Source organism: Streptomyces sp. NPDC002671 (assembly GCF_053592475.1).
Map to the genome: position 1 here is coordinate 119,665 of NZ_JBSFVU010000021.1, position 11,591 is coordinate 131,255.

Annotated in this window: 11 protein-coding genes and 1 pseudogene; all 12 read left to right on the plus strand. The window is 71.5% G+C overall.

Going from position 1 to position 11,591, the window contains the following annotated elements:
- Positions 1–5: 5 nt before the first annotated feature.
- Complete coding sequence (locus ACWD35_RS29565; protein WP_451354371.1) at positions 6–878, plus strand: glycosyltransferase family 2 protein; 873 nt, start codon at positions 6–8, stop codon at positions 876–878.
- Positions 879–971: 93 nt separating this feature from the next.
- On the plus strand, positions 972–1,901 hold the full coding sequence (locus tag ACWD35_RS29570; RefSeq protein ID WP_451354372.1) for an ABC transporter permease: 930 nt from the start codon (positions 972–974) through the stop codon (positions 1,899–1,901).
- Positions 1,894–2,682, plus strand: coding sequence for an ABC transporter ATP-binding protein (locus tag ACWD35_RS29575; protein ID WP_451354373.1), 789 nt, complete (start codon positions 1,894–1,896; stop codon positions 2,680–2,682). The genes ACWD35_RS29570 and ACWD35_RS29575 overlap by 8 nt, the downstream gene beginning before the upstream one ends.
- A 368-nt stretch (positions 2,683–3,050) precedes the next feature.
- Positions 3,051–3,947, plus strand: coding sequence for a squalene synthase HpnC (hpnC, locus tag ACWD35_RS29580; protein ID WP_451354374.1), 897 nt, complete (start codon positions 3,051–3,053; stop codon positions 3,945–3,947).
- Positions 3,944–4,894 (plus strand): presqualene diphosphate synthase HpnD, encoded by a 951-nt coding sequence (hpnD, locus tag ACWD35_RS29585; protein WP_451354375.1) that lies wholly within the window; start codon positions 3,944–3,946, stop codon positions 4,892–4,894. Before hpnC ends, hpnD begins: the two co-directional genes overlap by 4 nt.
- Positions 4,894–5,034, plus strand: coding sequence for a DUF6380 family protein (locus ACWD35_RS29590; protein ID WP_451354376.1), 141 nt, complete (start codon positions 4,894–4,896; stop codon positions 5,032–5,034). The genes hpnD and ACWD35_RS29590 overlap by 1 nt, the downstream gene beginning before the upstream one ends.
- Positions 5,031–6,458 carry a hydroxysqualene dehydroxylase HpnE gene (gene hpnE / locus ACWD35_RS29595; protein ID WP_451354377.1) on the plus strand — a complete coding sequence of 476 codons (1,428 nt, stop codon included), beginning with the start codon at positions 5,031–5,033 and terminating at the stop codon, positions 6,456–6,458. Before ACWD35_RS29590 ends, hpnE begins: the two co-directional genes overlap by 4 nt.
- Complete coding sequence (locus ACWD35_RS29600) at positions 6,458–7,588, plus strand: polyprenyl synthetase family protein (RefSeq protein WP_451354378.1); 1,131 nt, start codon at positions 6,458–6,460, stop codon at positions 7,586–7,588. The genes hpnE and ACWD35_RS29600 overlap by 1 nt, the downstream gene beginning before the upstream one ends.
- 116 nt (positions 7,589–7,704) lie before the next feature.
- On the plus strand, positions 7,705–9,762 hold the full coding sequence (gene shc, locus ACWD35_RS29605; protein WP_451354379.1) for a squalene--hopene cyclase: 2,058 nt from the start codon (positions 7,705–7,707) through the stop codon (positions 9,760–9,762).
- Positions 9,759–10,400, plus strand: a complete 642-nt coding sequence (locus tag ACWD35_RS29610; protein ID WP_451354380.1) for a phosphorylase family protein — start codon at positions 9,759–9,761, stop codon at positions 10,398–10,400. Before shc ends, ACWD35_RS29610 begins: the two co-directional genes overlap by 4 nt.
- A gap of 5 nt (positions 10,401–10,405) precedes the next feature.
- Positions 10,406–11,428 carry an adenosyl-hopene transferase HpnH gene (gene hpnH / locus ACWD35_RS29615; RefSeq protein ID WP_451354381.1) on the plus strand — a complete coding sequence of 341 codons (1,023 nt, stop codon included), beginning with the start codon at positions 10,406–10,408 and terminating at the stop codon, positions 11,426–11,428.
- Between the two features lie 4 nt (positions 11,429–11,432).
- A pseudogene (locus ACWD35_RS29620) lies at positions 11,433–11,552 on the plus strand (flavodoxin-dependent (E)-4-hydroxy-3-methylbut-2-enyl-diphosphate synthase); the annotation flags it as partial.
- Positions 11,553–11,591 lie beyond the last annotated feature (39 nt).

The following is an 11,591-nucleotide window of genomic DNA, read 5'->3' on the forward strand; positions in this document are numbered from 1 at the left end:
GCGGCATGAAGGCCGGCGCCGTCATCATCACCATGGGCAACCGTCCCGAGGAGCTGCGCGCCCTGATCGACTCGGTCGCCAAGCAGGAGGGCGACCCGGTCGAGGTGGTCGTCGTCGGCAACGGCTCGCCCGTCCCGGACGTCCCCGAGGGCGTCCGTACGGTCGAGCTGCCCGAGAACCTGGGCATCCCCGGCGGCCGTAACGTCGGCATAGAGGCCTTCGGGCCCGGCGGCCGTGACGTCGACCTTCTGCTCTTCCTCGACGACGACGGCCTGCTGGCCCGCCACGACACCGCCGAGCTGTGCCGCGAGGCGTTCGCCGCGGACCCGAGCCTCGGCATCGTCAGCTTCCGCATCGCCGACCCGGAGACGGGCGAGACCCAGCGCCGGCACGTGCCCCGGCTGCGTGCCTCCGACCCGATGCGCTCCTCCCGGGTCACCACCTTCCTGGGCGGCGCCAACGCCGTCCGTACCAAGGTCTTCGCCGAGGTCGGCGGCCTGCCGGACGACTTCTTCTACGCCCATGAGGAGACCGATCTGGCCTGGCGCGCCCTCGACGCGGGCTGGATGATCGACTACCGGTCCGACATGGTGCTGTACCACCCGACGACCGCGCCCTCGCGGCACGCGGTCTACCACCGGATGGTCGCCCGCAACCGGGTCTGGCTGGCCCGCCGCAACCTCCCCGCCCTGCTGGTCCCCGTCTACCTCGGGGTCTGGATGCTGCTCACCCTGCTGCGCCGCCCCTCCCGGCCGGCCCTGCGGGCCTGGTTCGGCGGCTTCAAGGAGGGCTGGACGACGCCCTGCGGCCCCCGCCGCCCGATGCGCTGGCGCACGGTGTGGCGGCTCACGCGGCTGGGCCGTCCCCCGGTCATCTGACAAGCTCGACGTGAGCCCGCCCCGGCCGGCCCACCCCCGCCGGCCACTCGAGACGACCCGCACAGACGTACCCGAAGACGAAAGTTTCCATCCGTGAGTGAGACCACCCAGGACGGCACGGTCGCGGTGACCGCGGCCCCTTCGCCCGACGAGGGACTGACGGCCGCGCAGCTCGCCGCCAAGTACGGGCTCGCCGTGAGCGGAGCCCGGCCCTCGCTCGCGGAGTACGTCCGTCAGCTGTGGGGGCGGCGCCACTTCATCCTCGCCTTCTCCCAGGCGAAGCTGACGGCGCAGTACAGCCAGGCCAAGCTCGGCCAGCTGTGGCAGGTGGCGACCCCGCTGCTCAACGCGGGCGTCTACTACTTCATCTTCGGCGTCATCCTGCACGCCAGCCGGGGCATGTCCAAGGAGGTGTACATCCCGTTCCTGGTGACGGGCGTGTTCGTCTTCACCTTCACGCAGAGCTCGCTCATGTCGGGCGTCCGCGCGATCTCCGGCAACCTGGGCCTGGTGCGCGCCCTGCACTTCCCGCGGGCCTCGCTGCCCATCTCCTTCGCGCTGCAGCAGCTCCAGCAGCTGCTCTTCTCGATGGCCGTGCTGTTCGTCTTCGCGATCGGCTTCGGCAGCTACCCGAGCCTGTCCTGGCTGCTGATCGTGCCGGTCCTGCTGCTGCAGTTCCTGTTCAACACCGGGCTCGCGCTGATCGTGGCGCGCATGGGCGCGAAGACCCCGGACCTCGCCCAGCTGATGCCGTTCGTGCTGCGCACCTGGATGTACGCCTCCGGCGTCATGTTCTCCATCAGCAAGATGATGGAGGGCCGCCCCGAGTGGGCGGTGCGGCTGCTGCAGGTCAACCCGGCCGCGATCTACATGGACCTGATGCGCTTCGCGCTGATCGACGGGTACGGTGCCGCCAACCTGCCGCCGCACGTGTGGGCCATCGCCCTGTTCTGGGCCGTGGCCGTCTTCGCCGGTGGCTTCGTGTACTTCTGGAAGGCTGAGGAGCGGTACGGCCGTGGCTGAGCAGAACAACCAGGCGAGCGCGGACCGGCGCCCGACGGTCATCGCGGACGACCTGCACATCGTCTACCGGGTCAACGGCGCCAAGTCCGGCAAGGGAAGCGCCACCGCCGCACTGAGCCGCATACTCAAGCGGGGGGAAGAGCGCGGGGTGCGCAAGGTGCACGCCGTGCGCGGTGTGTCCTTCGTCGCCTATCGCGGAGAGGCCATCGGCCTCATCGGCTCCAACGGCTCCGGCAAGTCCACCCTGCTGCGCGCCATCGCCGGCCTGCTGCCCGCGGAGAAGGGCAAGGTCTACACCGACGGCCAGCCGTCCCTGCTCGGCGTCAACGCGGCCCTGATGAACGACCTCACCGGCGAGCGCAACGTCATCCTCGGCGGCCTCGCCATGGGCATGTCCCGCGAGCAGGTCAGGGAGCGCTACCAGAGCATCGTCGACTTCTCCGGGATCAACGAGAAGGGCGACTTCATCACGCTGCCCATGCGCACGTACTCCTCCGGTATGGCCGCCCGTCTGCGGTTCTCCATCGCCGCCGCCAAGGACCACGACGTCCTCATGATCGACGAAGCCCTGGCCACCGGCGACCGCTCCTTCCAGAAGCGCTCCGAGGAGCGCATCCGGGAACTGCGCAAGGAAGCCGGCACGGTGTTCCTGGTCAGCCACAACAACAAGTCCATCCGCGACACCTGCAACCGCGTCCTGTGGCTGGAACGCGGCGAACTCCGCATGGACGGGCCCACCGAAGAGGTCCTCAAGGAGTACGAGAAGTTCACGGGCAAGTAAGGGACCCCACCGGTTTCGGCCACGGTCCGTCCGGAACGATTTCCGCGGGACTCCACACCCGCAAAAGAATCGTCAACTCGGTCTGGCTTAAGGAATCTTGACGCCAATCGGTGTGTTGTTGTGATGTGCAGGACACCCCGGCGAACCGCCGTGCGTTGTACAACGTAAGCTGTACCAGTGCCGGAAAGCGGCAAGTAGGGCCATAATGCGCGTCACCTCTGGCCGGGTCGGCCCGCGGATTGCCGGGCGGCGTGTCCGAAATAGTGTGTATTGGGTCGGCAGTGTAGAACGGGAGATGTGACGGCGATGGCTACGGAAACTCCCCAGCTCAACGCAGCACGCGCCGTCCCCGCCCCGGGCAGCGCGCGGTGACGGGCACCGCCACGGCGCCCGGCTTGGAGCGCACCACACTGGACAAGGCCGCGAGCGAGAACTTCCCCGTGGCCCCGTTCTTCCTGCCCAGGGCCTGGCGCGACGACCTCATGGCGGTCTACGGCTTCGCCCGCCTCGTGGACGACATCGGCGACGGCGACCTGGCCCCCGGCGGGGCCGACGCCCGCATCCTCGGCGTGTCGGCTGCCGAGGCCGAAGACCGCCTGCTCCTCCTCGACGCCTTCGAGGCCGACCTGCGCCGCGTCTTCGACGGCAGCCCCCGCCACCCCCTGCTGCGCCGCCTCCAGCCCACCGTCCGCCGCCGCTCCCTCACCCCCGAGCCCTTCCTCGGCCTGATCGCCGCCAACCGCCAGGACCAGCTCGTCACCCGGTACGAGACCTACGACGACCTCCTCGCCTACTGCGAACTGTCCGCCAACCCCGTCGGCCGCCTCGTCCTCGCCGTCACCGGCCCCGCGAGCCCCGAACGGATCCGTCTGTCCGACGCGATCTGCACCGCCCTGCAGATCGTGGAGCACCTCCAGGACGTCGCCGAGGACCTCGGCCGTGACCGGATCTATCTCCCCGCCGAGGACATGAAGCGCTTCCACGTCCGCGAAAGCGACCTCGCCGCGGAAACCGCGGGCGCATCGGTGCGCGCCCTGGTCGCGTACGAAGCGGAACGCGCCTGGGATCTGCTGAATGAAGGCGCCCCCCTTGTGGGTAGCGTCCACGGCAGGCTCAGGCTGCTGCTCGCGGGGTTCGTGGCAGGGGGAAGGGCGGCGGTCCGCGCGATCGCCGCCGCCGAATACGACGTACTTCCCGGCCCGCCCAGACCCGGCAAGGGCCGGCTGCTGCGTGAGGCGGGCGTGATCCTGCGAGGAGAGGGGTGATCCGGACCGTGGATTCTCCGCTGTACGTGTCCGCGCCGGTACTCGCCGCCTACAGCTACTGCGAGGCCGTCACCGGGCAGCAGGCCCGCAACTTCGCCTACGGCATCCGGCTGCTGCCGACATCCAAGCGCCGCGCCATGTCGGCGCTGTACGCGTTCTCCCGGCGAGTGGACGACATCGGCGACGGCGACCTGCCCCGTGCCACCAAGGAGGCGCGCCTCGATGACACCCGGGCGCTGCTCGCGCGCATGCGCGAGGGCGTGGTCGCGGACGACGACATCGACCCGGTCGCCGTCGCCCTCAACCATGCCGCGCGTGCCTTCCCGATCCCGCTCGACGGCCTGGACGAGCTGATCGACGGCGTCCAGATGGACGTGCGCGGGGAGACCTACGAGACCTGGGACGACCTGAAGGTCTACTGCCGGTGTGTCGCGGGTGCCATCGGCCGGCTCTCACTCGGCGTGTTCGGCACGGAACCGGGCGCGCGCGGCGCCGAGCGCGCCGCCGAGTACGCCGACACGCTCGGCCTCGCGCTGCAGCTGACCAACATCCTCAGGGACATCCGCGAGGACGCCGAGGGCGGCCGTACCTACCTGCCCGCCGACGACCTGGCCAAGTTCGGCTGCTCGGCCGGGTTCCACGGGCCGACCCCACCGGAGGGCTCCGACTTCGCGGGCCTCGTCCACTTCGAAGTGCGACGGGCCCGCGCCCTCTTCGCCGAGGGCTACCGGCTGCTGCCCATGCTCGACCGGCGCAGCGGCGCTTGTGTGGCCGCCATGGCCGGCATCTACCGTCGGCTGCTCGACCGCATCGAGCGCGACCCGGAGGCCGTGCTGCGCGGCCGGGTCTCGCTGCCCGGACGCGAGAAGGCCTACGTCGCCGTGCGCGGCCTGTCCGGCCTCGACGCCCGGCACGTGTCCCGGCAGAGCGTCAGGAGGCGTGCCTGATGGGCCCCGTGGACCCGGGCGGTCCGACCGGCCCGGCCCGGCAGGCAACCCCGTGCCGCGGCGTGGCGTCCCTGTCTCGGCCGGCCGCTCGTGCACCGTTCCACCAGCATGGCCGGCACGCACGGAAGGACACGCGATGAGCGACCGTTCGCGCCCCGCGGGGGCGCTCGCCGACACCCAGGCGACCGCGGGACGCAGTGCCGTCGTGGTCGGCGGCGGGCTGGCCGGGATCACCGCGGCGCTCGCACTCGCCGACGCGGGCGTCAAGGTCACCCTCCTCGAAGGCAGGCCCAGGCTCGGCGGGCTCGCCTGCTCCTTCCAGCGCGGCGAGCTGACCGTCGACAACGGCCAGCACGTGTACCTGCGCTGCTGCACCGCCTACCGCTGGTTCCTCGACCGGATCGAGGGCGCGGCACTGGCACCGCTGCAGGACCGCCTGAACGTACCCGTCGTGGACGCCGCCAAGCCCGAGGGGCGGCGGCTCGGCCGGATCAGCCGCGACCCGCTGCCCGTCCCCCTCCACCTGGGGCGCAGCCTGGCCCTCTACCCGCACCTCTCGCTCGCCGAGCGTGCCGCGGTCGGCCGGGCCGCGCTCGCGCTCAAGCGGCTCGACCTCGCCGATCCGGCCCTGGACGCCCAGAACTTCGGCAGCTGGCTCGCTGCGCACGGCCAGTCGGCGCGCGCCGTCCAAGCCCTGTGGAACCTGGTCGGTATCGCCAGCCTCAACGCGGTCGCGGGCGACTCCTCGCTGGGGCTCGCCGCGATGGTGTTCAAGACCGGTCTGCTGTCCGACCCGGGCGCGGCCGACATCGGCTTCGCGCGCGTCCCGCTGGGCGAACTGCACGACCGGCTGGCCCGCAGGGCGCTCGACTCCGCGGGCGTGCGTACCGAGGTCCGTACACGCGTCACCTCCGTCTCTCTCAACGAAAACGGGGCCTGGAGCGTTCAGGTTCCCGGCGAGACGCTCGCCGCCGACGCCGTCGTCCTCGCCGTACCGCAGCGCGAGGCCCACGACCTGCTGCCGCCCGGCGCCCTCGACGCCCCCGAACGGCTCCTGGAGATCGGCACCGCGCCCATCCTCAACGTGCACGTCGTCTACGACCGCAAGGTGCTCGCCCGGCCCTTCTTCGCCGCCCTCGGCACCCCCGTGCAGTGGGTCTTCGACCGCACCGACGCGTCCGGACTGCGCACCGGGCAGTACCTGGCACTGTCCCAGTCGGCCGCGCACGGCGACATCGACGCGCCGGTGGCCGCGCTCCGCGAGCGCTACCTGCCCGAGCTGGAGCGGCTGATCCCGGGCACGCGCGGCGCCGAGGTGAAGGACTTCTTCGTGACCCGGGAGCGCACGGCGACGTTCGCCCCCAGCCCCGGCGTCGGGCGGCTGCGGCCCGGCGCCCGCACCAAGACCCCCGGCCTGTACCTGGCCGGAGCGTGGACCGCCACCGGGTGGCCCGCGACTTTGGAGAGTGCGGTCCGCAGCGGCGTGAGCGCGGCCGACGCCGCCCTCGCCGCCCTGGGCCGGCCCCGCCCCAGCCGACTCCCGGCTTTCGAGGAGGCGGCCTGATGCTCGATCAGCAGACCGCGGCGGGCCCCCGCACCTCCGGTACCGCAGAAAGAGGAGAGACTGTGCCCGCTGTGCCCCCGGCCTCGACGGCCGCCGACGCGGTGGACGTGCTCGCGCTCCTGGAGCGCGGCCGGACCCTGGCCACACCGGTCCTGCGTGCGGCCGTCGAGCGCCTGGCGCCGCCGATAGACACTGTCGCCGCCTACCACTTCGGCTGGATCGACGCCGCCGGCAACCCTGCCGACGGCGACGGCGGCAAGGCCGTCCGCCCGGCCCTCGCGGTGCTCTCCGCCGAGGTCACGGGCGCCGCGCCGGAGGTCGGCGTCCCGGGCGCCGTCGCCGTCGAACTCGTGCACAACTTCTCGCTGCTGCACGACGACCTGATGGACGGCGACGAGCAGCGCCGGCACCGCGACACCGTCTGGAAGGTGCACGGCCCCGCCCAGGCCATCCTGGTCGGCGACGCCCTGTTCGCCCTCGCCAACGAGCTGCTGCTGGAGATCGGCAGCGCCGAGGCGGCCCGTGCCACCCGCCGGCTGACCGCCGCCTCCCGCGCCCTGATCGACGGTCAGGCGCAGGACATCTCCTACGAGCACCGCGACCGCGTCAGCGTCGAGGAGTGCCTGGAGATGGAGGGCAACAAGACCGGCGCGCTGCTCGCCAGCGCCTCGTCCATCGGCGCCGTCCTCGGCGGCGCGGACGACCGGACCGCGGACGCGCTGGAGAGGTACGGCTACCACCTCGGCCTCGCCTTCCAGGCCGTCGACGACCTGCTCGGCATCTGGGGCGACCCGGTGGCCACCGGCAAGCAGACCTGGAGCGACCTGCGCCAGCGCAAGAAGTCCCTGCCGGTGGTGGCCGCGCTCGCGGCGGGCGGCAGCGCCTCCGACCGGCTCGGGGAGATCCTCGCGGCCGACGCGAAGAGCAGCGACTTCGAGAACTTCTCCGAGGAGGAGTTCGCGGCCCGCGCCGCCCTCATCGAGCAGGCGGGCGGCCGTGAGTGGACGGCGCAGGAGGCGCGCCGTCAGCACGCCGTCGCGATCGAGGCCCTCGGCGCGGTCGACATGCCCGACCGGGTACGGGCCTCCTTCGTGGCGCTCGCCGACTTCGTCGTCGTGCGGAAGAGATGAGCACCATCGGTCGAAGGACTCTCGCATAGTCGCCGGCCGGTGTCCGGAGGTGACGGACACCGGCCGACGGCGGACCCGCAGCAGCACGACTCGCACGACTGCACGAAGGGGAAGCCATGACAGCGACGACCGACGGAAGCACCGGAGCGGCCCTGCCGCCACACGCTTCCGCGGCCAGCGACACCGACATCACGATCCCCGAGGCGGCCGGGGTGTCCGAAGCCGCCGCACGTGCCGCCCGGCGCGCCACCGACTTCCTGCTCGCGCGGCAGGACGCCGAGGGCTGGTGGAAGGGCGACCTGGAGACCAACGTCACCATGGACGCCGAGGACCTGCTCCTGCGTCAGTTCCTGGGCATCCGCGACGAGGCCACGACCAGGGCCGCCGCCCTGTTCATCCGCGGCGAGCAGCGCGAGGACGGCGCCTGGGCCACCTTCTACGGCGGACCCGGCGAACTGTCCGCCACCATCGAGGCGTACGTCGCGCTGCGCCTGGCCGGTGACGCGCCCGACGCCCCGCACATGGCGCGGGCCTCGGCCTGGATCCGCGAGCGCGGCGGCATCGCCGCGGCCCGGGTCTTCACCCGGATCTGGCTCGCCCTGTTCGGCTGGTGGAAGTGGGAGGACCTGCCCGAACTCCCGCCGGAGCTGATCTGGTTCCCCTCCTGGATGCCCCTCAACATCTACGACTTCGGGTGCTGGGCCCGGCAGACGATCGTCCCGCTGACCATCGTCTCCGCCAAGCGCCCGGTCCGCCCGGCACCCTTCCCGCTGGACGAGCTGCACACCGACCCCGAGCACCCCAACCCGCCCAAGCCCCTTGCTTCCGCGGCCAGTTGGGACGGTGCCTTCCAGCGCCTGGACAAGGCGCTGCACCAGCTGCGCAAGGTCGCCCCGCGCGGGCTGCGCAGGGCCGCGATGAACTCCGCCGCCCGCTGGATCATCGAGCGACAGGAGAACGACGGCTGCTGGGGCGGCATCCAGCCGCCGGCCGTGTACTCGGTCATCGCCCTGCACCTGCTCGGCTACGACCTCGAACACCCCGTGATGCGCGCGGGACTTGAGTCGCTGGACCGTTTCGCCGTGTGGCGCGAGGACGGCGCCCGGATGATCGAGGCCTGCCAGTCCCCGGTGTGGGACACCTGCCTCGCCACCATCGCGCTCGTCGACGCGGGTCTGCCCGCCGACCACCCGCAACTGGTCAAGGCGGCCGACTGGATGCTCGGCGAGGAGATCGTCCGGCCCGGCGACTGGGCCGTGAAGCGCCCCCAACTTCCGCCGGGCGGCTGGGCGTTCGAGTTCCACAACGACAACTACCCCGACATCGACGACACCGCCGAGGTCGGCCTCGCGCTGCGCCGGGTCCGGCACCACGATCCGGAGCGCGTGGACGGGGCGATCGGCCGGGCGGTGCGCTGGAACCTCGGGATGCAGTCGCGGAACGGCGCGTGGGGCGCCTTCGACGTCGACAACACCAGCCCGTTCCCGAACCGGCTGCCGTTCTGCGACTTCGGCGAGGTCATCGACCCGCCGTCCGCGGACGTCACCGCGCACGTGGTGGAGATGCTCGCCGCCGAGGGCCTCGCGCACGACCCGCGCACCCGGCGGGGCATCGACTGGCTGCTCGCCGAACAGGAGCCGGACGGCTCGTGGTTCGGCCGCTGGGGCGTCAACTACCTCTACGGCACCGGCTCGGTGGTGCCCGCGCTCACGGCGGCCGGCCTGCCCGGCTCCCACCCGGCGATCCGGCGGGCGGTGGCCTGGCTGGAGAGCGTCCAGAACGACGACGGAGGCTGGGGCGAGGACCTGCGCTCCTACAAGTACGTCAAGGAGTGGAGCGGTCGCGGCGCCTCCACCGCCTCGCAGACCGCGTGGGCACTGATGGCGCTGCTCGCGGCGGGGGAGAAGGGCTCCAAGACCGTCGAGCGCGGCGTCCGGTGGCTGGTCGAGACCCAGCGGGCCGACGGCAGCTGGGACGAGCCGTACTTCACGGGCACCGGCTTCCCCTGGGACTTCTCCATCAACTACCACCTCTACCGGCAGGTCTTCCCGCTCACCGCGCTCGGCCGGTACCTGCACGGCGACCCCTTCGAGCGCGACCTCCTCGCCAGGAAGCCGGTGTCCGAGAGGCCGCTTTCCGGCAAGCCGCTCTCCGAGGTCAAGGGAGCTGAATGAGCGCCCAGCCCGCCCCGGCCCCGCTGCTGATCGCCTGCGCGCTCGGCATCGAGCACCTCGCCCTGCGCACCGGCGACCGGGGCGGCGCGGGCGGGCCGGTCACCTTCCTCCGCACGGGCATGGGCCCCCGCGCGGCGGAACGCTCCCTCACCCGGCGGCTGGCCGACCCGGCGCTGGCCGACGCTGCCGTGCTGGCCACCGGGTTCTGCGCCGGGCTCGCCCCCGGCATGCACCCCGGCGACCTGGTCGTCGCCGAGAAGACCCGCGACGCCCACGGCACCGTGCCCTGTGTGGGCACGGAGCTGCTGGTCAAGGAACTCGTGCGCATCCTGCCCGGGCGCACCGTCCACACCGGCCCGCTCACCGGCTCCGACCATGTGGTGCGGGGCCCGGAGCGGTCCGAGCTGCTCGCGACCGGCGCGATCGCGGTCGACATGGAATCGGCGGCCACGCTCCTGAGTGCCGTACGCGCCGGCGAGCGCCCGGTTGCGGCCGTACGGGTGGTCGTGGACGCTCCAGAACATGAACTCGTCAGAATCGGCACGGTGCGCGGTGGAATATCAGCTTTCCGCGTTCTTCGTTCTGTCCTTCCCGCTTTTTTCGAATGGCACCGTTCTTTGCTGCTCCCCCGGAGGTGAGCCAGATGGCCATGCCGTTGCGTCAGTCCATCAAGGTCGCTGCATACCTGGTTGAACAGAAGCTCCGCAGGCGGGACAAGTTCCCGCTGATCGTGGAGCTGGAGCCGCTTTTCGCCTGCAACCTGAAGTGCGAGGGCTGCGGCAAGATCCAGCATCCGGCAGGGGTGCTCAAGCAGCGCATGCCGGTGGCCCAGGCCGTGGGCGCAGTGCTGGAGTCCGGTGCGCCGATGGTGTCCATCGCCGGCGGCGAACCGCTGATGCATCCTCAGATCGACGAGATCGTGCGCCAGTTGGTGGAGCGCAGGAAGTACGTCTTCCTGTGCACCAACGCCATGCTGCTGCGCAAGAAGATGGACAAGTTCAAGCCCTCCCCGTACTTCGCCTTCGCGGTGCACATCGACGGGCTGCGCGAGCGGCACGACGAGTCCGTGGCGAAGGAGGGTGTGTTCGACGAGGCCGTGGAGGCCATCAAGGAGGCCAAGCGGCGCGGCTTCCGGGTGACCACCAACTCGACCTTCTTCAACACCGACACCCCGCAGACGGTCGTCGAGGTGCTCAACTTCCTCAATGACGAGCTGAAGGTCGACGAGATGATGATCTCGCCCGCCTACGCCTACGAGAAGGCACCCGACCAGGAGCACTTCCTCGGCGTCGAGCAGACCCGGGAGCTGTTCAAGAAGGCCTTCGCGGGCGGCAACCGGGCGCGCTGGCGGCTCAACCACTCCCCGCTCTTCCTGGACTTCCTGGAGGGCAGGATCGATTTCCCGTGCACCGCCTGGGCGATCCCGAACTACTCGCTCTTCGGCTGGCAGCGCCCCTGCTACCTGATGAGCGACGGGTACGTGCCGACGTACCGCGAACTCATCGAGAAGACCGACTGGGACAAGTACGGCCGCGGCAAGGACCCGCGCTGCGCCAACTGCATGGCGCACTGCGGCTACGAACCCACCGCCGTCCTCGCCACCATGGGCTCTCTGAAGGAGTCGCTGCGGGCGATGCGCGAGACCGTCTCCGGGAGCCGGGACTGAGGTCATGACCGCCGTTCCCTCGGGACTCCCCGGGGTGCCGGCCCGGCCCATCGCGCCGCGACGCGTCTCGCGGCGGATCCGGGCCGGGCCGGTGGCGGTCGGGGGCGGAGCTCCGGTGCTGGTTGGTGAGTCGATGCCCAAGCGGATTGAGCCCCAAGTGAGT

What these genes read in the sequence shown, in the direction of transcription:
- ACWD35_RS29565 (WP_451354371.1), top strand. Translation starts at nt 6, where the DNA reads ATGAAGGCCGGCGCCGTCATCATCACCATGGGCAACCGTCCCGAGGAG.
- ACWD35_RS29590 (WP_451354376.1), top strand. Translation starts at nt 4,894, where the DNA reads ATGGGCCCCGTGGACCCGGGCGGTCCGACCGGCCCGGCCCGGCAGGCA.
- hpnE (WP_451354377.1), top strand. Translation starts at nt 5,031, where the DNA reads ATGAGCGACCGTTCGCGCCCCGCGGGGGCGCTCGCCGACACCCAGGCG.
- ACWD35_RS29600 (WP_451354378.1), top strand. Translation starts at nt 6,458, where the DNA reads ATGCTCGATCAGCAGACCGCGGCGGGCCCCCGCACCTCCGGTACCGCA.
- shc (WP_451354379.1), top strand. Translation starts at nt 7,705, where the DNA reads ATGACAGCGACGACCGACGGAAGCACCGGAGCGGCCCTGCCGCCACAC.
- ACWD35_RS29610 (WP_451354380.1), top strand. Translation starts at nt 9,759, where the DNA reads ATGAGCGCCCAGCCCGCCCCGGCCCCGCTGCTGATCGCCTGCGCGCTC.
- hpnH (WP_451354381.1), top strand. Translation starts at nt 10,406, where the DNA reads ATGGCCATGCCGTTGCGTCAGTCCATCAAGGTCGCTGCATACCTGGTT.